Genomic DNA, 23230 nt, shown 5'->3' with positions numbered 1-23230 from the left:
CGAAAGACCCTAACATTGTTGGGGTCTTTCGTATTGTTTATTAGCTAAAAATTAATGAATGAATCTTTAGGGTTCACTGAATCTTTTATTACTTTGTTTGCTTTCAGCCATTGTGCAACGTTGTTCCAGGTTTCAGGGTCCTGGTAGCCAAAGGTTTTATCCTTGGCATCCATTAATGGAAGCAGGATTTCCAAGCTTTTCGTTTCGACGTCCTTTTCAAGCGGGGAGGATTTGTCTTCGTGTTTCATTAGGACGGAAAGTCCCTCTTCTGGATGTTCAGACACATATTTTTGGCCCTTTGTGATCGCCGCCATAAACTTTTTAAATACCTCTGGCTTCGCTTTTAATCCCTTTTCACTGCCAACCAATACCAATTCATAATAATCGGGAACCCCATAGTCGGCAGGGTTTAATGTCCGCATAGGATGGCCCTCTTTATCTAACAATAATTTCTCATGATTAATATAGCCGCCAATAAGGGCATCTGTTTTCTTTGTTGCCATCGCCGGAATCAAGTCCCAGCCCACATCAACCATTTTAATCTTACTTGCTTCTCCCCCATCTGCCTTCACCATTGTCGATACAATCGCTTCATCCAGTGGAATCGATGGGTAGCCAATCGTCTTACCGGCTAAATCCTTCGGTGATTGTACCGAACTATCAGCAGGGACCATTAACTGATTTAAGGGATGACGGACGATTGCCGCAAAGGATTTCACAGGGATTTCCTCACCTCGCGCCACTAATACTTGCGGTTGATAGCTCAAAGCCATATCAATTTTGTCTGCCGCTACTAGTTTTAGAGGATCATTTGTATCAGCTGGCATTTGAATATCCACATCCAAGCCTTGCTCTTTAAAATAACCCTTCTCTTGTGCAGCATAAAGGAAAGAATGAACGGCATTCGGATACCAATCCAACATAAGGCTGACCTTCTGAAGCCCTGCATCCTTGCCCGAGGATTTAGCAGATTCACTTTTCCCACATGCACTTAAAAGTAATAACAATAGACTTAACATTATTAAGAAACTTTTTTTCATTCTACATACAACCTTCCATGATGTTAACGATTTTGATTTTTCAATAACTGTTTTTCTACTAAACTTATTAGTAAAAATAAGACAATCCCAAGCAAAGACAGAAGAAATATGGCAGCAAATACTGCATCTGCCTTTAAGTTTCCCGACATCCTTCGGCTGAAATAACCGAGCCCTTCACTTGCCCCCAGCCATTCTCCGATCGTCGCTCCCACAACACAATAGACAACAGACATTTTCAATCCAGAAAAGATGGAAGGCAGTGCCATTGGCATTTGGATTTTCTTAAAAATCATCCAGCGGCCCGCACCCATGGTTTGCAATAATTCACGATATTCCTTCCCGCCTGCCTTCAAGCCATCATAAGTACTCACGACAATTGGAAAAAATGCCGTTAAGATCGTGACAGCAATTTTACTCCAAATCGAATAGCCGAACCACATAATAAAAATAGGTGAAATCGCGATCAACGGAACCGTTTGTGAGATGACGAGAAAGGGATATAAGATTTTTTCTACCGGTCGGAAAAAATGCATCCCTATACCTAACAGTAGACCTCCAGCAAGAGAAAATCCGAATCCAATTAGGACTTCCTTTAATGTTGCAGGCAAATGCTCTTCGAACAAAAGCTCCCGGTTATCGATCAGAGATGCCCAAATCGCCGATGGGGAAGGCAGGATAAACGCTGGAACCATTCCCTGCTTGACGATCCATTGCCACAAACTGACAAGAAGGATGACCACAAGCAAAAATAACCCATAATCGCCGGTCCATTTTTTTAAATTACCTTTCATGTTGAATCAGCCACTCCAATTCTTTTCGCATCGCCATAAAATCAGATTGATAGATTAGCTCTGAGATTCTAGGTCTCGGCAAGCTGACTTTTAATTCTTGGATGCCGTTGCCTCTTAACAAATAAATTCGATCACTTAATAAAATCGCTTCCTCAAGATCATGGGTGATGAACAGGACCGTTTTTTGTAATTCTCCCCACAGCCCCAGTAACCAGCTATGCATGTTGCGTTTTGTTAAAGAATCCAATGCGCCAAACGGCTCATCTAACAATAAGAGGTCTCTGCCCGTCACCAATGTTCTTAAAAAAGCGACCCGCTGCTTCATCCCTCCGGAGAGTTCATTTGGGTAAGCATTTTCGTAATCTGCCAGTCCAAAACGGGCTAACCATTCGCGGACTTCCGGGATTTTTTCCTGGCTTTTTTCCTTTTTTACCTCCAGTGGCAGCAACACATTGTCCAAAACCGTCCTCCAAGGCAAAAGAAGGTCTTTTTGCGGCATGTAGCCTACCTGTCCTAATCTTCTTTTTGAATCCTGCTGCCCAATACGAATTTTTCCCGCTTCTGGCTCTAGTAAACCAGTAATCAATTTAAAAAGAGTACTTTTTCCAGACCCGCTTGCCCCTATTACGGATACAAATTCGCCTGACTTTACATCCAATGAAATTTCTTGAAAAATGGGTCTTTCGCCGCTAAATGAATAGGTCAGATCTTTGATAGATAACATGGACGAATTAGACAGGCCAATCGCCCCCCGCATAAACCATATCCCAGAACATGTATTCAAATCGGGAAGTCGTCAAAAAGTGATTTTCTAAAATGGCCAGCTCCCGTTCAGGTTTTCCATCCGCGTATGCGTCCAATAAATTAATGAGCCAAGTGGCAAGCTCGCCAAATTCACTTGAAGAGTACATTTTTACCCAATCACCGTACTGATAGTGACTGATAGAATTCGGATAGTTATCTGCTAGCATCTTGCTAATCTCCCAATAGCTCCACATACACGGCAGTAAAGCAGCGATTAATTCCTCTAATGAGCCATTTTGGGCGACATTCAGCATGTACCGTGTATATGCCAAGTTGATGGGAGTCGGCTTTGTTTCTTCAAGCTGCTGATGTGTAATTCCAAATCTTTCCGCATACTGACGATGGAGTTCCATTTCTCCATGTAAGGTTTCGTTTAAGAGTTTTGCGAACGCCGCCATCGTCTCCAGGTCCCCTGCCTTCACTGCTCCAAATGCAAACAACTTTGAATAGTCGATTAGGAACACATAATCCTGCTTCATGTAACGGATAAAGGATTCAACAGGTAATTCCCCGGTACCCATTCCGACCACAAAAGGATGCTGATGCGTTTTTTTCCAAATATCCTCTACTTTTAGATAAAGCCTTTGTGAAAATTTCATTGTTGGTCCTCCTTCCTTGTATTGCACCACTCTGCAATAAATACGGCTAACACTTTTGTAAAATCCAGCAATTGTTTGATTTCTACTTTTTCATTGACAGCATGGGCATCTTCTAGTTTTCCGGGCCCGAAGATAACCGTCGGAATCCCCGCCCGGCCAAGCCAGCCTGCGTCCGTTACAGTGGTTGACATACCAACCGCTGGCTCAAAGCCAAGCAATTTTTCAAAGGAATTAGTTAAAAGCTTTGTTCCAGAATGTTCAGGATCGATTTCTAAAGAAGGGAAAATTTCCCCGCGGTCAACAATCATCGATTTACCACCCCAAACAAATTCCGGAGGATTTTCCCTTAGCCATGGGTCAGAAGCAGCGACAGCACCAATATGCTGTTCAATTTCCTTAATCACGTCTTCGAAATCCTCGTTCGGGTAAAAATGTACCGTGATCCATAAAGAGCAGCGGTCAGCAACAAAAGCTGCATGCCGGCCTCCCTCAATGACTGCAGGATTGATCGTATTAGTACCAGACGGAAACCCATCATAGCTTTTCGTTACCGCCCAATGCCGTTCAAGTTCTTGAAGCCCGGTAATGATTTTTGTCATTTTCTCAATCGCACTGGCCCCGTTAATGCCTCCGCCAGCATGAATCATGTTCCTTCTAAGCCCGTCATGGTAGGTTTTTTTACTTTGAATGGTAATCCAGCCCGTAATGACGCCGCCCTGTCCTTGTATATGTAGGTCGCTTGTATCGACAACAACGGCATAGTCTGCCTTGTATCCTTTTTCCATACAGGCTAGCGTACCGGCCTCCCCCACTTCCTCCCCAATAACCGATTGGAATTGCAGGTCACCTTGTAGCGGAATGCCGAGTTGTTTTAAAAGTTTAATAGCCATAAGGGAGGCAGCGATTCCGCCCTTCATATCGGCAACACCACGGCCGTAAATATAGCCATCCTTGGTTATGGTTTCAAATGGCGATGAATTCCACTCTTTATCATCCCCTACCTCGGCCACATCCACATGCCCATTTATAATCAAGCTATTAAATTGATTAGAAGATTCACCGTGTAAAATCCCTACGACATTCGGATCTCCTGGGTATACGTCCCATTTTTCTGTTTCAAATCCCAAATCTTCCAGATAGCCTTTAATAAAGTCCTGTACCTCCGTGGTATTTCGGGCAGGTGGACTTACGGTTGGAAAGGCTATAAGCTTTGTTAATAGTTCCAGTAATTCCTCTTGTCTCGCTTCCACTTCATTCGATATCCGTTCCCGCAACTCTTTTCTCATTTGTTCACAGCCTTGGAATCTGCCAAATTGACAACTTTATTTTTTGAAAAAATAGTAAGAATAACAAAACCAATCAGTGCACCAGCAAAGGAGCTAAAAATAAACAATGGAATAAATCCAAATAAGGTCGCTTTTTGTCCGAGAATCAGGGTTGCGATTGGATAGGATAGGAGTGCTCCCAGGATGCCCGTTCCAATGACCTCACCTATAAAAGCAAGATATATTTTTCTAGTTTTCCAAAATAATAAGGATGCCAATAATGCCCCAACCATACTGCCAGGAAAGGCAAATACGGATCCGGTCCCCATTAAGTTTCGCAGCAGGGATACACAAAAGGCCTGGGCCACTGCATAATAAGGTCCTAATAATACTGCCGATAATACATTTAAAAAGTGCTGAACAGGAAAGACCTTGGTAAATCCGATTGGAATCGATACTAAACTGCTAGAAATCGTGCCTATCGCAATCATCATGGCCGTTAAAGTAAGTTTATGGGTTCTTTTCATCCTGTCACCGCTCCTTTTAATTTCTTGGCAGCTTCTAAAGGTGACTTTTCATGGCTGATTGCCGTAATAACGGAAACCCCATCTGCGCCTGCTTCCACAACGGATCGGGCATTTTCTGCCGTAATTCCGCCAATGCCGACAATTGGGGTTTGGTATCCATTTTTCCTAAGTGTTTCAATAAGTTCTGTCCCCCTGGATGGTTTAGCATCCACTTTTGTTTTTGTCGGAAAAACTGGCCCAATACCAAAATAATCTGCGCCTTCTCTGATCGCAGTCATCGCTTCCTCTGTAGAATGAACAGACACCCCGAGTAGTTTATCGCCAATTTTTTTCCTAACCGTTTTCACAGACTCGTCCTCTTGCCCTATATGGACACCGTCAGCATCAATCGCAAGTGCCAGCTCGATATCGTCATTGACAATGAACGGGATGTGATGCTCTCTGCATATGCTTTGAAGTTCTCTGGCGAGAGTATTTTTATCCTCTCCAGTTAAAGCACCTTCTCCTTTTTCACGAAATTGAAAAAGGGTAATCCCCCCAGCGATGGCTTCTTTTAATACCTCAGCTGGGTCCTTCAGGCAGTTAGGGCTGCCCATGATAAAATATACTTTTAGGTAGTCTCGTAAATTTTTCATAAGCGCAAGCCCTCATTCTTTACTCTGTATCCCCAATGGTTGGTTGGACCATGTCCTTTGCCAATTTCCAAATCAAATTGGATCGCATCATGAATAAAATCCTTGGCTAATGCGACTGCCTCATATAAAGGCGCGCCTTTTGCAAGTTCAGCTGTGATGGCTGCTGAAAAAGTACAGCCGGTTCCGTGAGTGTTTTTCGTTTGAATTCGTTCCTTGGCAAAAGTGTAGAATTCTGTCCCGTCAAACAATAGATCGATGGATACAGATTCATCCTCATCATGGCCGCCTTTGATGATAACGTTTTGAACGCCAAATTCCATTAATCTCTTAGCCGCTTCCTCTTTCTCTTTGGCCGTATGAATCGACATGCCAGTCAGAACCTCGGCTTCTGGTATGTTCGGTGTAATTACTTTTGCAAGCGGCAATAAATATTTTTTCATTGCTGAAATGGCTTCCATCTGCAATAATGAAGCGCCACCTTTGGCAATCATAACAGGGTCTACCACAAGGTTTTCCCAATTAAATTTACTTATAATTTCAGCAACCGCCTCGATGATTTCTGCATTAAAAAGCATTCCGGTTTTCACGGCATCCGTTCCCATATCATCGCCTATTGCCTGTATCTGTTTTACCACAGCCTCGACTGTCATCGGATACACCCCATGAACACCCAAGGTATTTTGAGCGGTAACAGCGGTTAAAGCTGACATTCCAAAAACCTGTAATTCCTGAAAAGTTTTAAGATCCGCCTGGATTCCGGCTCCGCCGCCGCTATCCGACCCTGCAATCGTTAATGCTTTTTTCATTTTATTAGCCCCCTAAACCTGTCTGATTGCGCTATGTTGCTTAATATCATCAGTGGAAACAACTGACAATTGGTTTAAAAATTCGATTTGGAAACTGCCTGGTCCTTGTTCAATTGTTTTTTGTGCTGCCTTTTCCGCTGCAATTCCATAAAAAGTTAACGCAGCAACAGAAGCCTTTATGAGATCTTTTTCGACACTTGCAAAAGCACCGATTACGGAGGTCAATAAGCATCCTGTGCCGGTCACTTTAGTTAAGATGGGATGACCATTAGCAACGGCATAGGTTGTTTTGCCATCGCTGACGATATCTTCTTTTCCGGTAATGACAACTACGCAATTCATTTTTTGGGCAGCTGTGTTCGCAAGGTCAATGACATTCCCCTCGGTATTTCCAGCGTCTACGCCCTTGATTTCCCACTTTTCACCAACAACATTTGCGATTTCTGCCGCATTGCCTCTAATGATGGAGATTTTGACATCCTTCATAATTCTTTGTGCCGTTTCGGTTCGATACCTCGTAGCCCCAGCTCCTACTGGGTCAAAAATGACCGGGACATTATGTTGATTCGCAGATTTTCCTGCAAGAATCATAGAATTGACGTTTTGAGAGTTTAATGTACCAATATTTAAAACGAGTGCACTAGCGATTTTAGCCATATCGGCAACTTCTTCCTCGGCATAAGCCATAACCGGTGATGCCCCAAGTGCCAGAAGCCCATTTGCTGTAAAATTCGTTACCACAACATTTGTGATATTATGTACAAGTGGATTCACTTCTCTTACTTTTTGTAATGTTTCATACAAACTGTTTTTTTCCATTAGATTTTCCTCTTTCCTTTTTTAAAATACAAAAACCAGATCCATTCATGGACCTGGTTCATAAGCAAGTAAGCGTAATGACTTTTCTCGACTACTTTCCTACGCTGGTATTATCCAGATCAGGTCCGAAGGGTTAAAAACGTTGCCGTTTCCTCTCAGCCCGCATTATGGGCACCCCTAGTAGATACTAAACATGTTAAATTTAAATCAATAATACTCCTATTAAACTTATAAGTAAATATTTAATTACTTAAAAAATTATTCAAATAGGTTTACATAATATTATTATGCTAAATTAATTCGAGACCTTCATATACCAATTGTTTTTATTCTTTTTTCGCCAGGTCCATTAGCTCCTTTAATTCATTGGTAAATCCTTTAACTGCCCGATTACCAACTACTGTAACTGGCACCCCTAAAAATCCGTAATCTTCCACTTCCTTTTGATATTCAGGGTTGGTCGAAACGTTCCTTGTTTCAAACGGGATTCCTTCTTCTGTAAGTACTTTTTTAACCATCGTACATTCAATACAGTCGTTTGTCGTATAGACGATCACTTGCTTGCTCATCATTGTTTTCCCCTTCTTTTAACGATTCTCTAATTCATAAAATGATATGGTGTTTCGCCATAATGTATCAGAAACTTCTTCCAATGACAATTTTTTAATATTTGAAATTTCTTTAATTGATTCACTCATCATATTCGGATGGGTCATTTTCCCGGAAAAAGGACCTTCGAACGGCCATGGCCCGTCTGTTTCTATCATCATCTGCTCTAAAGGGTACATGTGAACGATGTTCCTTATTTTTTCTTTATAGACAATTTCAGGGGTAACAGAAATAAAATACCCATTCTCTATCATTCTCGTAATGGTTTTCGGATCTCCCTTAAACCAGTGAAAATGTGCCTTTTTAATAGAGTATTTTTCTAAGAGGTCACATACGATAGGTGCATCGTCATAAATTGCATGAAGGACGATTGGTTTACCCCATACAGCTGCTTTTTGGATAAATATCTCCAAAATATTTAGGTATTGTTCGTGTTGGCTTTCAGAAACTTGATTTTGCTGCCTTAAATAATATGGAAGACCAACCTCTCCGATAGCAGCCATTTCATTTTGGTGATCATTCATCCAATTTAATAGTTCTAAAACCTGGTTTTCACTTGGCAAAGCCTGCTCTGGATGGTAACCGAAGGCTGCCTTCACCTTTTGATATTTTCTTGCTAACTTTAGGTTTCTTTTGCAAGATTCAAGATTACAAGAAACTGTGATTACCTTATCAATCAGAAGAGAATCATTCATTATCTGTTTAATTTCACCATCATTGTAATGATCAAGATGAATATGGGCATCAATCATCTTAAACAAATGGACCAACCCCTTTATATCAACATTTAAAGCGCTTTCATCCGACAAAAAAATCGAGAAATGTCTGTTCTTGCGCTTTCCCAAGGAATAAAGAAATATTTCCTCGACCGTTAATTTTCATTAGAGCCTATAATAAAGCCATTTTACCATTCCTTATTCTTAAAAAACATGAAAACATGAAATAACTTAAGTTCCTCATCATTTCGACTTTTTCCGCGTTTCTTCTCTAAATACAGACAAATCCCCTTAAATGTCCACCTCAAGTGGACATTTAAGGGGATTTGTCTTTCTGTGGTGCCTGACACCATGAAAAATATTTGGAATGATTTGTATATAGAAATATAATATATTAATAGTATGGGGGTGTTTCTGGTGGGAAATGAGGTTAAGGGCTCGAAGTCGCATTCTAGTACGAATAACAATAATAAGACTGATGTAAGGGTTAATAATCATTTTAGTCTTACTATCAATTTTGGTGATTCTTTAAATTTACTTGCATTAATTGCTGGTATCTATTTAATTAGGAAAATGAACAAGAAACGAAAATCGAAACATGAGAAAAATGTAATGGTATAAAGCCATTACATTTTTTTGTGGGATTAATATTTTCCTAAGCAAACATAAGCTTTTTATTCAATCGAAAATCCTTTTAAATGAATACTCTGTAGTAAACCCGCTATGGAGGTGAAAATATGAATCAGATTAATAGAGATGATGGTTCGGAGCGCCATATTTTTCTTTACAGATCAACGTTAATTTATAAGACTTCCAGCTCTTATCAAACAATTTATGTTACAGAGCGGAATGAATTCGACGGAATGCGAGGAAAATTTCGAATGCTTCAATTTTCTTCTGATGCTGTCCAAGGAATAATAAATTTAGAACAGCCTCAATTACTTGTAGCTTCAGGATATCGAATTGTTGTGGATCTTATTGATCACTATGCATTTCATTTCCAAAATGGATTTATTATTGGACATGGGATTGGCACGATAAGCTCTTATTATTCTAATAAACATTTGTTCACTGCAGAAATTGATCCGTTGGTCGTCGAGGTATCCAAGAAGTACTTTGGACATACAGGAAAGAACGTGGAACTTGGTGATGGACAAGCGCTCTTAAAAACGCAGAAGGCGCAATCGCAGGATATCATTTTTTTGGATGCATTCAGCGGCAGTGAAATCCCGCTTCATCTAACAACAAAGGAGTTTTTTTCTCTAACAAACGATAAGCTCTCCGACAAAGGAATTTTCATCATGAATTATATTGGAAAAATAAAAAATGATGAATTATTTCATACCCTTTATTCGACAATTTCAAGTATCTACCCTAGCGTGAAGCTTTTTGTTACAGAACCTATGAAAAGATCAAATCAAAATATATTTTTTGTTGCAAGCCGGCGTGTCCTGGAGAATTATTCGCCTCGAGAAGCAACCCTCTTGGATATGCCGAAATGATTAGCGTGATTACAAATCTATTATGATATTAGCATAATTTCATAAATTGATTGATTTAACTAGAACAAATCTATTCTTTTCAACATAGCTTGTCTAATATAAGGAGTTAAAAAACTACCTTAAATATAATATCGAGAGGGGGGATCACACGTGGCAATTACACTACCAGCTTGTCCAACTCTTGGTGATATTGTTGTAGGACTTGTTTTAGTTGTTGCATTTTTACTTGGCAGCCTTCTAGGTGCTCGTCCAAGTACACTTGCAGCAGTATCAGATGCCATCGCAACTGCTTTTACTTGCTCCTAATTTAGGGCAATATTAAATTCGCAGTCTATAAAAAGACCTTCTTAGCTAAGGCAAAGAGGGTCTTTTTTTATCGATATCAAAATATTTACTTACATGGTGATATTAACACACTACATGATGATACAAGCGACATAAGATATAAAGAATTTTTGAACTAATTAAGATTAAACTAAAAAGGTGGTTAATTTATGAGTGGCAACATGAATGAAAATAATGCACAGGATGCAGGTAATAATATGGACAAGGACCCGTTAAAGAATCTCACCAACAATTTATTAAATAATCAAAATTCGTTTGATTTAAGTTCCATCATGCGAGTTGCAACAACTCTTCTAAACAACGAATCCATCATCAATTCGTTTACCGAACTTAATAAACAGAACCAAACCCCTGCCCCATCTACAGCTCCTGAAAAACAGGAAAATGCAGAACTTGCTTCTTTATCTGAGCAACTTGAGAAACTCTCTAATGATTTTTCAGAATTAAAAAAAGAACTATTAGAATTAAAAGAATTAAATAATTATATGATTAAAATATTCAAGAAACTATATGATTCAAAAAAGAAATAGTGTATGGTGGCTAAAAAACCTTGATATCCAAGGTTTTTTTATTTAGAAGGAATTTTCATCAACACTATCTATATTTTTCAATTAATGTTTTCCTGGATGCTTTTTCTTTTCGTTTTTCATATTATTAGAGTCTTTTTCTTTCTCATTGTTTGCAGCATCAGTTTTCTTTAAAACCTGCGAAGAATCCTTTTCCTCTGCAACTTGTACTGCTTCTTTCTTTTCAACGGCCGGTTCAAGTAATAATTTTTCTTCAACATCGTGTGGGATTGCCTTTGTTTCTACGAGTTGTTCAAGGCGATTGATTCTTTCCAGTAATTGAGCACGTTCTTGTTCAGCCGCTCTGCCTTTCGAGGAATAATATGGATCGCTTTCCCACCAGTCCATTCCAATTTCTCTCGCTTTATCAACTGAAGCGACAAGCAGTCTGATTTTAATGGTTAGCAAGTCTACTTCCGCTAAAGCTATTTTTATATCCCCTGCAATCACGACTCCCTTATCTAAGATTTTTTCTAAAACTTCTAGTAAATTCGTAGATTGTGATGCATGCTGTATGGGCATATCAATCTCTCCTGTCAATGGTTTAAAGAAGTCTCCCCAACGGACCCAATTCTATATTGAGATCTTCATGTTCTAAACCGAAAATTACCTTTAATTCTTCCATTTTTTCCTCAAGCCTCATTAAGGTTAACCCCAATTCCTCCAGCTGCTCCTCTGTTAGGGTATCACTTTCAACCCTTCTCATTGCTTGACGTTCCATTAACTGGCGAAGAAGTTCAATGATCGTGAGTACTAATTTCGCCAATCCTTGCTCTACCTTGTTCGAGTCTAAGGGCATCCGTTCCATTCAAAATGACCTCCCCTCCGTTATTCAGTTCCCTTTGTCCAAAGGCACTTTCAATTGATGAGATCAGAAGCTTAAGGTCGACAACAATTAAATCAATATTGGCAATCGAGATTAAGATTTCTCCCCGAACTACAACTCCTGTATCAATAATGCCATCCAATAAATCCAGCAAAGTCATTTCTTTATTTTCAAAAAGATGATACCGCTCCATCTTAGGTCTCCTTCTCCATTTTGGAAAAATGATAAGGCGGCCAAGGACCGGTAACATGAAAAGTACAGCCTAGTGTTGTGTAAGTTTTTTCTATTTCCTGGACTTTGTTTAAAAACTGTTCAGTATTGCTGGTTTCTATCAGGTAATCTGCATTCATAATCATGTCTTCTTTTCGTTCGGTAACTTCTTTACCCCAATTTTTGCGAAGATTGACTTCATGGACAACTGATAATAGTTCTTGATTGGTTGCCTGCCACCATTTCATTTGTTCCACTTCAAATTGGGCTGCAATCAAATTTTCCAGGTTTTTCTTCATTAAAAACTGCTTCCCTTTTGGCATAAACGTTAATTTTTCTTTTAATTCCAATACAGCTGGATTATGATCTAGGACATATTCTAAGGCTTTGTCCTTAAGGCAAAACATTTTTACATTCCACTCTTGCTTACTTTTAAGGGAAAGGAGTTTTTGATAAAAAGCATCATATTGCTCTGAGAGGAAACTTTCTAAAGTTGTTTCTTTTTGAAAAATGGTGCAAAACGACAAGGGAAGGACAGTAGTATTTTTATGCATCGCGGCAATGACTTCATGATGATGAAAAGCCTTTTCCTTTAACCATTCAGCATCCTTAACAAGAAGGTCTATTTGCTGTTGAGAAAAGCTAGGGGCATTGACCGGGGTAATGACGGCTGCTAAATCTTTATACTTCTTCGTATAAATGGGTTTTTGATCAATCCCCTTAAGTGAAGGAATTTCTGAATGTTGAAGTTCCTCTGTTAAAATGACCCCATATACATATAAAAAGTCTGTACCAATCTTTGCTAGAGTCATAGTGCATCCTCCTTATTAAACCTCTAATCCTCTAAAAACTCATTTTTTTCACGTTCTTTGGCTATTTTATATCTGTCTAGCAATTCCTGTTCCCGAATTACGTAGGCTTCTTCCTCAATTTCCTCTAATTCGTACATCATATGCAACTCGATGAGCTGTTGTTGAATATATTGGATATCGTACAATTCTTGGTCTGCTTCTTCTTGAATTTTTTCCCCAAGCTTGATGATGGAACGGAACGGTAGTGTAAAAAATTTAAAAATCATTTTCCTTCAATCCTTAATCGAATGTCGACAAAGTTATAGGCCGGCCATGGGCCTGAATACTTAAACTCTACTTTTTCTTTCCATAATTCAAATAAATCATTTACTCTTTGATCAAAGGCCTCTTCCCTATCACAATGGACTAAAAAAGCGGCATTCAGTAAAGTTTTTCCAGGAATCGTTTGATTTATTTTTCCTGCTTCAGCTAATTCCATGAGAGAATCATAGATTTGCCTTTCCACTTCCTTTTCGAGCTGTAGAACAAAGTTTCGAGCCTGTTCGCCTAAATGAATCTGCTCATAAAAAGAGGCAGGGTCGGTGAAGTCTTTTTGTGCGGTTCTCCACTTTTTTATGATGGGATCCTGACTCATTTCATGATCGATCCATTCTTTTTTTGCGACAATCTTTAAGCCTAGCTCTATTTTGTTTTCTAATTTAGAAAATACTTTTTCTAATTCTTCATTTATATGTCCAGTTATAAGAAGAACGTCCTCCTCAGAGTTAAATACATTTCCAAAGCTCATTGGTATTAGGCTATATCGTTTCATCACTTCTGATAATGTCTGCTGATGAGCAATTAAATTATTCCGATTAGGCAAGACTTCATCGATTACTTTTGATACCACCATCGCAATGTTTTGGAAGTGAATGGTGTAAATCTCATGTTCTTGCCCGTTTAACAATACTTTTCCAAAGGTTTTAGGTTCATTTTCCTGAATAGCACAGAAAACATACACCCCACTTTGATGACTCATTTCTGTTCTTCCTTTCTTAATAATTCTTTTAAAATTAGCTCTTGAACTTCAATCCGATTCATCTTGGGAAGAACTTGATTAACTGGTCTTGTTAAAACATCCAGACAAAGCGCCTGGAAATGCTGATTATCTGCAGCGATTGGTATATCGGCCTTTTGAGCAATGGTGCCAATCATTATGGAAGCTCTTAAACTAGGACAAAATCCCTTTCCGTAAGCTCTTAGATTGGAAACAAGTCTTACAACTTCCTGGGAATTCGTGTGGCTTAATCCAATTTTCCTTTTCAGAATTTCAATCTCGGTTTCTTTGTCGCATTGTTCTAGGCTTATCGTAATTAAACGGTCTAAAAGCGCATCCTGTGTATGAAATGTACCAGCATATTCCTCCGGATTGCTTGTGAATATCATAGAAAAGTCAGGATGACATTTTAAGAATGATTTTTTTCCATTCCCATACATAGGAAGAACTTTTTCTTCCAATAAGGCTAGAAATATATTATTCGTCTCTGGGCGGGAACGTGAAAACTCATCGTAAATTACGACATGTCCATTTTTTACTGCTTCGACGAGCTTTCCTGGAACCCAATTTGGTTTTATTTGTTGTTCGGTTTTATAAACAGAGTGAATATAATTATCGATGATTTCCTTTTTGTATATTCCTTGATAATCCCCGATTAAATCCTTATTCGATAATTCATGATTGCCACGGATAATCGTTACTGGCCTGTTTAATTGCTTTGCAATATAAATGGCTAAACTTGTTTTCCCCACACCAGAAGGTCCGACAAAATGAACCGGGAAACCAGCGTTGATGTAATGTAAGGCTCTATTATAAATTTCTTTAAATAAAGCAGTGCTCACAAATGTATCTTTTTCCTCATTTTGCATCGTTTGAATCAAACCTCCTTAATTTTTTAAAATTTAATAAAGGAGCCAAGGCTTGTTACTTGTATGCCTTGGCCCCTCCTCACACATAAAACACAGCCTTTAACTGCTAGACTCTTCTTCATTTTTCAGTAGTGGTTTGTCTTTCTTAAGAAGTCCAACTGCCTCTGCGTATACTAACCATGTTTCAACACTTGCAATAACGATGCGGGCATCGATTGTAAGGACCTCAATACCAACAAGTGATACACGAGCCCATAGATCTATTACCACACCTTTATCCAATATGCGGTCGATTACTTCAGCTAAGCTTGAAGAGTCCACACTTTTTTGAATGGCAGCCATTGAATCCCCTCCTTCCGCATGACTGTAACCAAGGGGAATCTATTTTATTTTATTCCTGTTAAATACACTGGTGATGCATCCTGCCCTTTTAACAGCCAAAATTCTTCGTCACATAACGAATTAAAATATTATATGTTTAATAGCATTAATAGGAGTGGACAAACTGTGTGTCCGTTAAAGGAAATTGTATAAAATTTAAGCATTTTTACTAAAGAATGCTATATTAGTAGAGGAGTATTTTTTTAAAGAATAATAATTGTGGGGGATTAATTTGGAAGAGTTCGTCTATCTAATTAGGCCAAATCGTGCAGATTTTATCGAATCAATGACAAATGAAGAGTCTATAATCATGGCTGATCATTTCGAGTATTTGAAACAACTGTTAGCAAAAGAAAAATTAATCTTGGCAGGTCCATGTTTAGACGGTGCATTTGGAATTTGCGTCTTTAAAGAAGATTCATGGGAAAATGCAGAAAAAGTGATGATGAATGACCCTGCAGTATCAAACGGAATCATGAGCTCAGAATTACATAAATATAGGGTATCTCTCATGCAAGAAAAATAAAAATTAGTCATCTCCACATAGCAGGCGTCAATTGACACCTGCTTTTTTGCGTTTAGGCAGAGATTTTATCTTTAATTTCAATAAACATTCGACCATTTTAACCCCTTGTCCCCCCATTTTTGATTTAAATCAAAACAATATTAAAAAAGTAATCATACAATAACTTATCCACATTTATGTTAGGGGGTAAACAATGGAAAGTTTTTTTCGCATAAGGCGGGATCAAGATAGCGAAGGTGTTATAAGACTGCACCCGGAGGTTGCCAAATTTATCGGTATCACCCGCTGGACTGAAAGGATTTTTTTCTTTGGAAGTCAATCACTAAGGGCACCCGTTTATACGTCCCATAACCTTCAGGAAAATGAGGTGGGCATTTCTTCAGATATTCTAGATCAGCTAAACATTCCTCTTAACTGCCATTATGAAATTCTATTAAAAGGCGACGAGATCCACTTCGGTCCCTTTATTGGCATACTAGCTGGAAATTCATCTAATTCTCTTAATAGTCAACTAGAGGACTTATTGGATTATTTATTATATTACAGTGAAATCAAGGGTGCTGTTCTTGTTTTTTCACTTGAAGGTGTAAATAAAGAAGATCGAACCATAAAAGGTTATCTATTTAATCCTAGATCGAAACAATGGGAAAAAGGGACGTTTCCTTATCCTTCCTCTATTTTTGTTCTGACGAAGAAGGCAAGCTCCAAATGGATTAAGCATTTTCAATCTGTTATCGGTGATGCGGTTTTTAATGATTTTCATTATAATAAATGGAATATTCATAAGATTTTAGAGTCCTCCTATGCTGTGAAGGATTATCTGCCACATTCCATATTGTATGAATCTCCTGAAGAACTGTACTCATTCTTAGAGAAATACTCTAAGGTGATGGTTAAATCTATCAGCACCTCAAAAGAATCCTATATTTACAAAATTTCAAAAGAAAATAACTACATCATCTTCACGAATCCACAAAAGGGAGAATCGAAGAAAATACGATTCGCTGAAAAGGACCAAGTCTATGAAGTGTTTGCTAAGTATTTTAAAGCAGGAGAATATATGATACAGCAATCAATTGAACTGCAAACTACACATGATCGGACCATTGACTTTCGGGTGATTGTTATCAAGAATCCAAAGGGTAAATGGCAGGCCATGAACATGTTTGCACGACAAGGTAAACCAGGCACTGTTTTAAGCAATATATATCCGTTTGTTGAATTGGGGAAAGAAACGTTGAAAGAAGTTTGGGATCTTAATGAAGTGAAAACGGCCATGCTGGTGAAGGAAATTGCCGATAAATCGATTGAAGCGGTTAAGGTAATCGAAGAAAAAGGCGTTCACTTTGCCAATGCCAGTGTAGATGTAAAAGTTGATGAGAATGAAGCTATTTGGATTCTAGATGTCCAGCATCGAAACCCTTCCCATGAAATCGCACTCGTTGCCGGTTTCCCCGACCTTTACTACGAAATCCTTAAAACCAATATGCTCTATGCCAAAAAACTAGCCGGATTTAATTAATTCATAAATAAACACATAACCACAACTTATAAGATGTTGGTGATTTCATCAGTTAACATAATAATATTATGTTAACTGAATAAAAATAAACAAGGCAAATGTCCTCCTGAGGTGGACATTTGCCTTGTTTTGTCTTTTTTTGGTGCCTGACACCTATCTCAACATTACCCCTGTTGCAAAGGTCAGAAATACGTGGGTGCCAAGTTTGACGGTTGGTTGGACGTTCGTGTCCTTAAGCGGGTCCAGGCAGACGATGTCCATGGCTTTTACTTTTGGATGGCGGCCTGCTGCTAGTACTCCTTCAAGCAGTTCTGCGGTTGTCATGCCACCCGGCGTTGAGGCCGGTACCCCTGGAGCAAAGGCAATATCAAGGACATCCATATCCACGGTTAAATAAATCGTATCTACTTTCGCAGAAAGCTCTTCTAAGCATTGAAGAACTGTCGCTTCGATGCCCTTCTTCCGAGCGCGGCCCAACGTAATATAGTTAACGCCTTTTTCATCCGCATATTGCTTTAAATCCTTGGTATTAAAAAACCCATGCAAGCCGATGTTGTACATATTAGAGCCTTCGACTACACCACTTTCAATCAGGTTCCGCATTGGTGTACCGTTTGAAGGGCCGTTATCACTCATATCACGTAAATCAAAATGAGTATCAAACTGGAGAATTCCGATTCGCTCCTCAGGCTTCGCCCTTTGGAGCCCCTTCACCATCATCGCCGTAATCGAATGGTCGCCGCCTATTGCACAAACTTTCGAATTAATAAAATGACCATGAAGAGCCTCCGAGGCCTCAATAATATTCTCATGACAGCGACGGATATCGGTGACATGCATAGGAACGTCCCCCACATCCAAGACGTTCATATCCGCTAGGTCAATATCCTCGTCAAGATTGTAAGTGGTAAAACCTTTCCAAGCACGCCTAAACGCATCCGGAAATTCCGACGCTCCTGAAGCACTAATCGATGAACGTGACAAAGGCACTCCGACAACGACAATTTCCGCTTCTTTGCTCTTTTCAGCATCAGCCGCAGCATCGAGCGGCTGAATCCATTCATGAACCTTCTCCGGAGCACGTCCCTCCGGTCTTACCCATGTAAAGCTGTGAGGATTAATTTTTGGATAAAGAAAGCTCTTCACTGAGCTGACCTCCCTTGACAACCACTGCACCATTTTTCACAACCGTGTCCACGTGGTTAACCCCATAGGAGTATTGAAGCTTCATATAGTTCGGCACATTAAAAATGGTTACATCACCCTTTTTGCCAACCTCCAAGCTGCCAATCTCAGCAGCCCGATTAATCGCATGCGCCGCATTGATTGTGGTCGCCGAAATAACTTCTGCAGGAGTCATCCCCATTTTCAAACAGCCAAGACTCATGATGAATGGAAGGGAAACCGTTGGTGATGAACCTGGGTTGCAATCCGTTGACAAGGCAACCGGTACACCCAAATCAATCATTTTCCGGCCATTTGCCGACTCTGCCATTAAAAAGTACGCGGTTCCTGGAAGTAATACGCCTACTACTCCCTTTTCCGCCATTGCCTTCATGCCCTTTTCAGATGCCTTCAATAAGTGGTCTGCAGAAACCGCCCCCACTTCAGCCGCAAGCTCAGCCCCTTCATACGGTTCAATTTCATCTGCATGAATTTTCGCCAGCAGCCCGTGGCGTTTACCCGCTTCAAGGATCCTGCGGGATTGCTCTGGTGTAAACACACCATGCTCACAGAAAACATCATTGAACTCGGCAAGGCCTAGTTCTGCCACCTTTGGAATCATTTCGTCAATCAACAATTCCACAAACACATCCGGATTTTCTTTATATTCTTTCGGAACTGCATGGGCTCCCATAAAGGTTGAAACAAGGTCAATGACATGCTTTTCATTCAGCTCTTTAGCCACTTCCAGCTGCTTTAATTCCGTTGCCCATTCCATGCCATAGCCGCTTTTTGCTTCTACTGTAGTAACACCGTGGCGAAGGAACGCGTTTAAACGTTCATAACTTTCACTAAAAAGCTGTTCATGGCTGGCAGCCTGTGTTGCCCGAGTCGTCGCATGAATCCCGCCGCCAGCATTCATAATATCCATATAAGTAGCCCCTTGAAGGCGCATATTAAACTCGTTTTCTCTGCTTCCGGCAAAAACAACATGGGTATGTGGGTCGACAAGACCAGGGGTAACAAGTTTACCCGTTGCATCGACAACCTCTGCGACAGCTAAACGAGCCATATACTTTGCTGCTAATTCCTCATCCGTACCAACCGCCTGAATCACTCCGTCCTCAATCCAAACGCTTCCATTCTCAATTATACTTAACTCAGACATCGCACCCTTAACAAGGGGAGCTTTAGAGCTCCCCTGCAAGGTAACGAGCTGAGAAGCATTTCTAATAAAAAGTGCTTTACTCATTCGTTTCCAATCCCTTCAATCTTAGTCTTGTTGAAGCATTGGCATCTTGATGCCTTTGTCCTTAGCTGTCTTAATGGCTAAATCGTAGCCTGCGTCAGCGTGACGAACTACACCCATACCAGGGTCAGTTGTTAATACGCGCTGTAATCGAATTTCTGCATCCTTAGTTCCGTCCGCAACAATTACCATACCAGAGTGCTGCGAATATCCCATACCAACTCCGCCGCCGTGGTGAAGGGAAATCCAGCTTGCACCGCCAACTGCATTGATCATTGCGTTAAGAATTGGCCAGTCAGAAACTGCATCACTTCCGTCCTTCATTGCTTCTGTTTCACGGTTCGGCGAAGCAACAGAACCAGCATCCAGATGATCACGGCCGATAACGATTGGTGCAGAAACTTCACCAGAAGCAACCATGTCATTGATGACTTTACCAAAGCGGGCACGATCCCCATAGCCTAGCCAGCAAATACGGGCAGGAAGACCTTGGAAAGCGATTCTTTCTTGAGCCATTTTAACCCATTTACAAAGATGCTCGTCATCTTTAAACTCACGAAGTAATGCTTCATCAATTTTGCGAATATCTTCTGGGTCGCCGGATAAGGCTGCCCAGCGGAACGGTCCTTTACCTTCACAGAATAATGGACGAATGTAAGCAGGGACGAATCCAGGGAAGTCGAACGCATTTTCAACGCCTTCATCTTTTGCTACCTGACGAATATTGTTACCGTAGTCAAAAGTAACGGCCCCTTTTTGCTGCATTGTTAACATCGCTTTTACATGTATAGCCATGCTTTGTTTAGAAAGCTTCACATATAGTGTGGAATCTTCTTTTCTTAACTTCGCTGCTTCTTCTAAAGAATAGCCCACTGGCACATAGCCGTTTAGCGGATCATGAGCAGAAGTTTGATCTGTTAACACATCAGGAGTGAAACCTTTTTCAATCATTAATGGTAAAATTTCTGCCGCGTTACCAAGAAGACCGATAGAAAGTGCTTTGCCTTCCTTTTTCGCCTCGAAGGCCAATTTTAACGCTTCATCAAGGTCTTTTGTTTTTACATCCAAATATCGTGTTTCAATACGACGGTCGATTCGCCATTCCTCTACCTCAATTGCAATACATACGCCGTCGTTCATCGTTACGGCAAGCGGTTGAGCGCCGCCCATGCCGCCAAGACCAGCGGTTAAGGTGATGGTGTGTTTTAGAGAGCCGCCAAACTCTTGACGAGCAAGTTCTGCGAATGTTTCATAAGTACCTTGAACAATTCCCTGGCTGCCAATATAAATCCAGCTTCCAGCTGTCATTTGACCGTACATCATGAGGCCTTTTTTATCTAACTCATGGAAATGCTCCCAATTTGCCCAAGCTGGTACGAGGTTTGAGTTTGCCAGTAATACGCGTGGTGCATCCTTATGGGATTTCCAGACAACAACCGGCTTACCAGATTGGATTAAAAGTGTCTCGTCCTCTTCTAACTCTAAAAGCGTTTTCACAATAGCATCAAAAGATTCCCAGTTTCGAGCTGCTTTTCCTATTCCGCCGTATACCACGAGGTCTTCTGGTCTTTCTGCCACTTCCTGGTCAAGGTTATTCAATAACATGCGCAGCGCTGCTTCTTGAATCCATCCCTTTGCGTGAAGTTCAGTTCCTTTATAGTTTTGAATTACGCGTGGTTTTGTCGTATTTGTCGTTTCCATTATCGTCACTCCTTAATATGATTCTATTAGTATTATAAAAATATAATCTTCTGAATAATACGGTTAAAAAATTGGATGAAGGATAATATTTATGTTTTCATCTAGAGGATATTTAGGGGACAAGCCAGTAAAAGTATAAAATTTTTAGAAAAGAGCATTTTTTTTAGAAAATAAAGACTCAGAGCTTATTCTGAGCCTTTTTCACTGTGGTGTATATCTATTTTTTTCATTCGAAATTCCCTTGGTGCGATTCCAACAGCTTCCTTAAACATTCTGCTAAAGTAATTCGAATTTTGATAGCCAGCAAGCTGCGAAATTTCCTTAACTGGTAAGTTGGTTTCCGTTAAGAGCCGTTTTGCCTCCTTCATTCTAATCCTAGTCAAAAAATCAGTAAAGCTTGAGCCCGTTTTTGAAATCAGCAGATGGCTAAAATAGGATGGATTTCGGTCGACATAATTGGCAACATCTTCTAGTCTAAGAACGCTGTTCGAAAAATTTGCCTCCATAAAAGCAATGCCGCGCTCAATCGGGTCTTGCTTAAAGTTGCGAATACTTGCTTCGGCACCTAAAAATAATTTTTGCACGAACAGGATGAAATTTTGCACCGTACGGTAAAGAACGGTGTCATATAATATGGAATTAAAAATATAACGGTATTCCCGTTCGAAGCTTTGGTCCCCATCAAGATTATAGGTCATCATATATCTTCTCACTTGAGCAAGGATACTGGTTAATCTGATTCTAACCAAAACTGGATCGGGATAGCGCTCTTTTAATTGTAGAAATTCATCATAAAGCCATTTTTTTATTTTTTCTAAGTCACTGTTGGCAAGCATGTCCACCCATTCACGCTGCTCAGGAGGCGCCAGGAAGGGATCGATATGAACCCAATCCGGCGAATAATTAAGTTCAACTACTTGCTGGTATCCCTTATAATAAGTAAATTCGAGCATTTTTCTCGTTTGCAAATATTTTTGATTGAGCGTTAATGGTGACGAGTTCCCCTTATGGACCACAATCGCAAGGGGTTCGGAGAATTCCTCATCCCACTTTCTCATTGCTTTTTGACATTGTTCCTTAATATTAGGGCAGATTTCCTTGAAGAGAAGAATCACCATATCATTTAAAGCAAAAATTCCGGGCACATCCTTGAAAGGATACTCTGTTAAAAAAGAATGTAAGGTAGGTATCGTCTCGATACTTTCTGTTTGGAACGCAGCGATATGGTAGTTCTCTGAGTTCATGGTGTGTGGAATAAAAAGCGCTTCATAAGAAATATCTTTATATGAATTTACATGATAATTGCTGTTAAAATTGTTTTTTATGCCAAGCTTCCTCGACGCCTTCTGATACGCGGACTTAATCTTGGTGGTAGAAAAAGGTTTAATCATTAACTCTAATGCCTGCATATCAATCGCGAGCCTTGCCTTTTCGAAGGTCGCTTCGGCACTTGTCAGCAGTAGAATGGGGTCATAAATTTGCATGAGCTCGCGAAAGCTGGACCATTCCTCCTTGCTGACCATATCCAGCTCCATCAGCACAATATCCGGGGATTCTTTTTCAAAATGAACGATGAATTCTTGAAAATTCGATGCTAGAATTATGTTGGTTACTGGAATGGAGGAAGTTTTCAGCAGCCACTTTAATCCTTCTCGCTCGTTTAAATCGCGGTCGGCAATAAGCCATTTTCCTTCCATCCTCGCTCACCCCTTTCAGAAACATTATACATAAAAAAAGGATCCGGTGGTAAACGATAATAAAAAAGGCTCTTTTCGTAAACTTTGTTGCTTTTAGAACTTATTAAGGGTTACTTACAAAGTTTCTATGCAATTTTCGCAAATGTTCTTACGAAAAGATGCCACGATGAATCATGTTAAACGGGTTGATGATTCTATACGAAAAACGTCGAC

At 40.0% G+C, this 23230-nt stretch carries 28 protein-coding genes, 1 pseudogene and 1 riboswitch; of the genes and pseudogenes, 6 read left to right on the top strand and 23 right to left on the bottom strand.

Features of this window, described 5'->3' with window-relative positions; genetic code table 11:
* Nucleotides 1–44 precede the first annotated feature (44 nt).
* From PH210_RS04020 to PH210_RS03970, 11 genes are all read right to left on the bottom strand, one after another.
* Nucleotides 45–1040 (bottom strand): ABC transporter substrate-binding protein, encoded by a 996-nt coding sequence (locus tag PH210_RS04020; protein ID WP_289983245.1) that lies wholly within the window; start codon nucleotides 1038–1040, stop codon nucleotides 45–47.
* Nucleotides 1041–1063: 23 nt separating this feature from the next.
* The gene (locus PH210_RS04015) at nucleotides 1064–1831 is read right to left on the bottom strand and encodes an ABC transporter permease (RefSeq protein ID WP_289983244.1); all 768 of its coding nucleotides are present in this window, start codon (nucleotides 1829–1831) and stop codon (nucleotides 1064–1066) included.
* On the bottom strand, nucleotides 1821–2588 hold the full coding sequence (locus PH210_RS04010; RefSeq protein ID WP_289983242.1) for an ABC transporter ATP-binding protein: 768 nt from the start codon (nucleotides 2586–2588) through the stop codon (nucleotides 1821–1823). Before PH210_RS04010 ends, PH210_RS04015 begins: the two co-directional genes overlap by 11 nt.
* Nucleotides 2563–3234, bottom strand: coding sequence for a thiaminase II (gene tenA / locus PH210_RS04005; RefSeq protein WP_289983241.1), 672 nt, complete (start codon nucleotides 3232–3234; stop codon nucleotides 2563–2565). Before tenA ends, PH210_RS04010 begins: the two co-directional genes overlap by 26 nt.
* Nucleotides 3231–4520: an acetylornithine deacetylase gene (locus PH210_RS04000; RefSeq protein WP_289983240.1), complete on the bottom strand. Its 1290-nt coding sequence runs from the start codon at nucleotides 4518–4520 to the stop codon at nucleotides 3231–3233. Before PH210_RS04000 ends, tenA begins: the two co-directional genes overlap by 4 nt.
* Complete coding sequence (thiW, locus tag PH210_RS03995; RefSeq protein ID WP_289983238.1) at nucleotides 4517–5026, bottom strand: energy coupling factor transporter S component ThiW; 510 nt, start codon at nucleotides 5024–5026, stop codon at nucleotides 4517–4519. Before thiW ends, PH210_RS04000 begins: the two co-directional genes overlap by 4 nt.
* Nucleotides 5023–5661, bottom strand: coding sequence for a thiamine phosphate synthase (thiE, locus tag PH210_RS03990; protein ID WP_289983237.1), 639 nt, complete (start codon nucleotides 5659–5661; stop codon nucleotides 5023–5025). The genes thiW and thiE overlap by 4 nt, the downstream gene beginning before the upstream one ends.
* Complete coding sequence (gene thiD / locus PH210_RS03985) at nucleotides 5658–6467, bottom strand: bifunctional hydroxymethylpyrimidine kinase/phosphomethylpyrimidine kinase (protein WP_289983235.1); 810 nt, start codon at nucleotides 6465–6467, stop codon at nucleotides 5658–5660. Before thiD ends, thiE begins: the two co-directional genes overlap by 4 nt.
* Before the next feature lie 12 nt (nucleotides 6468–6479).
* Nucleotides 6480–7286 (bottom strand): hydroxyethylthiazole kinase, encoded by an 807-nt coding sequence (gene thiM / locus PH210_RS03980; RefSeq protein WP_289983232.1) that lies wholly within the window; start codon nucleotides 7284–7286, stop codon nucleotides 6480–6482.
* A gap of 79 nt (nucleotides 7287–7365) precedes the next feature.
* A riboswitch (TPP riboswitch) is annotated at nucleotides 7366–7475 on the bottom strand.
* A 137-nt stretch (nucleotides 7476–7612) separates the two neighbouring features.
* The gene (locus PH210_RS03975; protein ID WP_289983230.1) at nucleotides 7613–7855 is read right to left on the bottom strand and encodes a glutaredoxin family protein; all 243 of its coding nucleotides are present in this window, start codon (nucleotides 7853–7855) and stop codon (nucleotides 7613–7615) included.
* Nucleotides 7856–7873: 18 nt separating this feature from the next.
* On the bottom strand, nucleotides 7874–8647 hold the full coding sequence (locus tag PH210_RS03970; protein ID WP_354669960.1) for a TatD family hydrolase: 774 nt from the start codon (nucleotides 8645–8647) through the stop codon (nucleotides 7874–7876).
* Nucleotides 8648–9028: 381 nt separating this feature from the next.
* Here PH210_RS03970 and PH210_RS03965 point away from each other — a divergent pair, with 381 nt between their 5' ends.
* The 4 genes from PH210_RS03965 (at nucleotide 9029) to PH210_RS03950 (ending at nucleotide 10988) form a co-directional block, all read left to right on the top strand.
* Nucleotides 9029–9232 (top strand): hypothetical protein, encoded by a 204-nt coding sequence (locus PH210_RS03965; RefSeq protein ID WP_289983225.1) that lies wholly within the window; start codon nucleotides 9029–9031, stop codon nucleotides 9230–9232.
* Nucleotides 9233–9348: 116 nt separating this feature from the next.
* Nucleotides 9349–10113, top strand: a complete 765-nt coding sequence (locus tag PH210_RS03960) for a spermidine synthase (RefSeq protein ID WP_289983222.1) — start codon at nucleotides 9349–9351, stop codon at nucleotides 10111–10113.
* Between the two features lie 150 nt (nucleotides 10114–10263).
* Nucleotides 10264–10419 (top strand): hypothetical protein, encoded by a 156-nt coding sequence (locus PH210_RS03955; RefSeq protein ID WP_289983221.1) that lies wholly within the window; start codon nucleotides 10264–10266, stop codon nucleotides 10417–10419.
* 188 nt (nucleotides 10420–10607) lie between these two features.
* Entirely contained in the window at nucleotides 10608–10988 is a 381-nt protein-coding gene (locus PH210_RS03950; protein ID WP_289983219.1) for a hypothetical protein, read from the top strand.
* 270 nt (nucleotides 10989–11258) lie between these two features.
* Here PH210_RS03950 and PH210_RS03945 read toward each other — a convergent pair.
* The 8 genes and pseudogenes from PH210_RS03945 to gvpJ all read right to left on the bottom strand — a co-directional run.
* Nucleotides 11259–11546, bottom strand: a pseudogene (locus tag PH210_RS03945) (gas vesicle protein); the annotation flags it as partial.
* Between the two features lie 22 nt (nucleotides 11547–11568).
* Nucleotides 11569–11832, bottom strand: coding sequence for a gas vesicle protein K (locus PH210_RS03940; protein WP_289983218.1), 264 nt, complete (start codon nucleotides 11830–11832; stop codon nucleotides 11569–11571).
* Entirely contained in the window at nucleotides 11762–12043 is a 282-nt protein-coding gene (locus PH210_RS03935; RefSeq protein WP_289983216.1) for a gas vesicle protein, read from the bottom strand. The genes PH210_RS03940 and PH210_RS03935 overlap by 71 nt, the downstream gene beginning before the upstream one ends.
* A gap of 1 nt (nucleotide 12044) precedes the next feature.
* The gene (locus PH210_RS03930) at nucleotides 12045–12872 is read right to left on the bottom strand and encodes a GvpL/GvpF family gas vesicle protein (RefSeq protein WP_289983214.1); all 828 of its coding nucleotides are present in this window, start codon (nucleotides 12870–12872) and stop codon (nucleotides 12045–12047) included.
* A 23-nt stretch (nucleotides 12873–12895) separates the two neighbouring features.
* A complete protein-coding gene (locus PH210_RS03925; protein WP_289983212.1) occupies nucleotides 12896–13138 on the bottom strand; it encodes a gas vesicle protein GvpG in 243 nt (80 codons plus the stop codon).
* Complete coding sequence (locus PH210_RS03920) at nucleotides 13135–13890, bottom strand: GvpL/GvpF family gas vesicle protein (RefSeq protein ID WP_289983210.1); 756 nt, start codon at nucleotides 13888–13890, stop codon at nucleotides 13135–13137. The genes PH210_RS03925 and PH210_RS03920 overlap by 4 nt, the downstream gene beginning before the upstream one ends.
* On the bottom strand, nucleotides 13887–14777 hold the full coding sequence (gene gvpN / locus PH210_RS03915) for a gas vesicle protein GvpN (RefSeq protein ID WP_289983209.1): 891 nt from the start codon (nucleotides 14775–14777) through the stop codon (nucleotides 13887–13889). Before gvpN ends, PH210_RS03920 begins: the two co-directional genes overlap by 4 nt.
* 99 nt (nucleotides 14778–14876) lie before the next feature.
* Nucleotides 14877–15119, bottom strand: a complete 243-nt coding sequence (gvpJ, locus tag PH210_RS03910) for a gas vesicle protein GvpJ (RefSeq protein ID WP_289983207.1) — start codon at nucleotides 15117–15119, stop codon at nucleotides 14877–14879.
* A gap of 271 nt (nucleotides 15120–15390) precedes the next feature.
* Here gvpJ and PH210_RS03905 point away from each other — a divergent pair, with 271 nt between their 5' ends.
* Both PH210_RS03905 and PH210_RS03900 read left to right on the top strand, forming a co-directional pair.
* Nucleotides 15391–15684: a YciI family protein gene (locus tag PH210_RS03905; RefSeq protein WP_289983205.1), complete on the top strand. Its 294-nt coding sequence runs from the start codon at nucleotides 15391–15393 to the stop codon at nucleotides 15682–15684.
* 193 nt (nucleotides 15685–15877) lie between these two features.
* Complete coding sequence (locus tag PH210_RS03900; protein WP_289983203.1) at nucleotides 15878–17206, top strand: YheC/YheD family endospore coat-associated protein; 1329 nt, start codon at nucleotides 15878–15880, stop codon at nucleotides 17204–17206.
* Between the two features lie 153 nt (nucleotides 17207–17359).
* Here PH210_RS03900 and PH210_RS03895 read toward each other — a convergent pair whose 3' ends face one another.
* The 4 genes from PH210_RS03895 to PH210_RS03880 form a co-directional block, all read right to left on the bottom strand.
* Nucleotides 17360–18352 (bottom strand): agmatinase family protein, encoded by a 993-nt coding sequence (locus PH210_RS03895; protein WP_289983201.1) that lies wholly within the window; start codon nucleotides 18350–18352, stop codon nucleotides 17360–17362.
* The gene (gene hutI, locus PH210_RS03890; protein WP_289983200.1) at nucleotides 18324–19622 is read right to left on the bottom strand and encodes an imidazolonepropionase; all 1299 of its coding nucleotides are present in this window, start codon (nucleotides 19620–19622) and stop codon (nucleotides 18324–18326) included. Before hutI ends, PH210_RS03895 begins: the two co-directional genes overlap by 29 nt.
* Before the next feature lie 21 nt (nucleotides 19623–19643).
* Nucleotides 19644–21320 (bottom strand): urocanate hydratase, encoded by a 1677-nt coding sequence (hutU, locus tag PH210_RS03885; protein WP_289983198.1) that lies wholly within the window; start codon nucleotides 21318–21320, stop codon nucleotides 19644–19646.
* 185 nt (nucleotides 21321–21505) lie between these two features.
* On the bottom strand, nucleotides 21506–23017 hold the full coding sequence (locus tag PH210_RS03880; protein WP_289983197.1) for a helix-turn-helix domain-containing protein: 1512 nt from the start codon (nucleotides 23015–23017) through the stop codon (nucleotides 21506–21508).
* Nucleotides 23018–23230: the final 213 nt, after the last annotated feature.

The sequence above is a fragment of the Paenibacillus sp. BSR1-1 genome (assembly GCF_030403775.1).
In the GTDB taxonomy this organism is placed as follows: Bacteria; Bacillota; Bacilli; order Bacillales; family Cytobacillaceae; genus Neobacillus.
This window is presented reverse-complemented; position numbering and strand designations above follow the sequence as displayed.

Bases quoted from the DNA above. Each gene is read 5' to 3' on its own strand.
- PH210_RS04020 (WP_289983245.1), bottom strand. From the start codon at position 1,040: ATGAAAAAAAGTTTCTTAATAATGTTAAGTCTATTGTTATTACTTTTA.
- PH210_RS04015 (WP_289983244.1), bottom strand. From the start codon at position 1,831: ATGAAAGGTAATTTAAAAAAATGGACCGGCGATTATGGGTTATTTTTG.
- PH210_RS03935 (WP_289983216.1), bottom strand. From the start codon at position 12,043: ATGGAGCGGTATCATCTTTTTGAAAATAAAGAAATGACTTTGCTGGAT.
- gvpN (WP_289983209.1), bottom strand. From the start codon at position 14,777: ATGCAAAATGAGGAAAAAGATACATTTGTGAGCACTGCTTTATTTAAA.
- hutU (WP_289983198.1), bottom strand. From the start codon at position 21,320: ATGGAAACGACAAATACGACAAAACCACGCGTAATTCAAAACTATAAA.
- PH210_RS03940 (WP_289983218.1), bottom strand. From the start codon at position 11,832: ATGGAACGGATGCCCTTAGACTCGAACAAGGTAGAGCAAGGATTGGCG.
- PH210_RS03930 (WP_289983214.1), bottom strand. From the start codon at position 12,872: ATGACTCTAGCAAAGATTGGTACAGACTTTTTATATGTATATGGGGTC.
- PH210_RS03900 (WP_289983203.1), top strand. From the start codon at position 15,878: ATGGAAAGTTTTTTTCGCATAAGGCGGGATCAAGATAGCGAAGGTGTT.
- PH210_RS03970 (WP_354669960.1), bottom strand. From the start codon at position 8,647: ATGATTGATGCCCATATTCATCTTGATCATTACAATGATGGTGAAATT.
- PH210_RS03950 (WP_289983219.1), top strand. From the start codon at position 10,608: ATGAGTGGCAACATGAATGAAAATAATGCACAGGATGCAGGTAATAAT.
- PH210_RS04010 (WP_289983242.1), bottom strand. From the start codon at position 2,588: ATGCGGGGGGCGATTGGCCTGTCTAATTCGTCCATGTTATCTATCAAA.
- PH210_RS03960 (WP_289983222.1), top strand. From the start codon at position 9,349: ATGAATCAGATTAATAGAGATGATGGTTCGGAGCGCCATATTTTTCTT.
- tenA (WP_289983241.1), bottom strand. From the start codon at position 3,234: ATGAAATTTTCACAAAGGCTTTATCTAAAAGTAGAGGATATTTGGAAA.
- PH210_RS03975 (WP_289983230.1), bottom strand. From the start codon at position 7,855: ATGAGCAAGCAAGTGATCGTCTATACGACAAACGACTGTATTGAATGT.
- gvpJ (WP_289983207.1), bottom strand. From the start codon at position 15,119: ATGGCTGCCATTCAAAAAAGTGTGGACTCTTCAAGCTTAGCTGAAGTA.
- hutI (WP_289983200.1), bottom strand. From the start codon at position 19,622: ATGAGTAAAGCACTTTTTATTAGAAATGCTTCTCAGCTCGTTACCTTG.
- PH210_RS03880 (WP_289983197.1), bottom strand. From the start codon at position 23,017: ATGGAAGGAAAATGGCTTATTGCCGACCGCGATTTAAACGAGCGAGAA.
- PH210_RS04000 (WP_289983240.1), bottom strand. From the start codon at position 4,520: ATGAGAAAAGAGTTGCGGGAACGGATATCGAATGAAGTGGAAGCGAGA.
- PH210_RS03920 (WP_289983210.1), bottom strand. From the start codon at position 13,890: ATGAGTCATCAAAGTGGGGTGTATGTTTTCTGTGCTATTCAGGAAAAT.
- thiD (WP_289983235.1), bottom strand. From the start codon at position 6,467: ATGAAAAAAGCATTAACGATTGCAGGGTCGGATAGCGGCGGCGGAGCC.
- thiE (WP_289983237.1), bottom strand. From the start codon at position 5,661: ATGAAAAATTTACGAGACTACCTAAAAGTATATTTTATCATGGGCAGC.
- thiW (WP_289983238.1), bottom strand. From the start codon at position 5,026: ATGAAAAGAACCCATAAACTTACTTTAACGGCCATGATGATTGCGATA.
- PH210_RS03925 (WP_289983212.1), bottom strand. From the start codon at position 13,138: ATGATTTTTAAATTTTTTACACTACCGTTCCGTTCCATCATCAAGCTT.
- thiM (WP_289983232.1), bottom strand. From the start codon at position 7,286: ATGGAAAAAAACAGTTTGTATGAAACATTACAAAAAGTAAGAGAAGTG.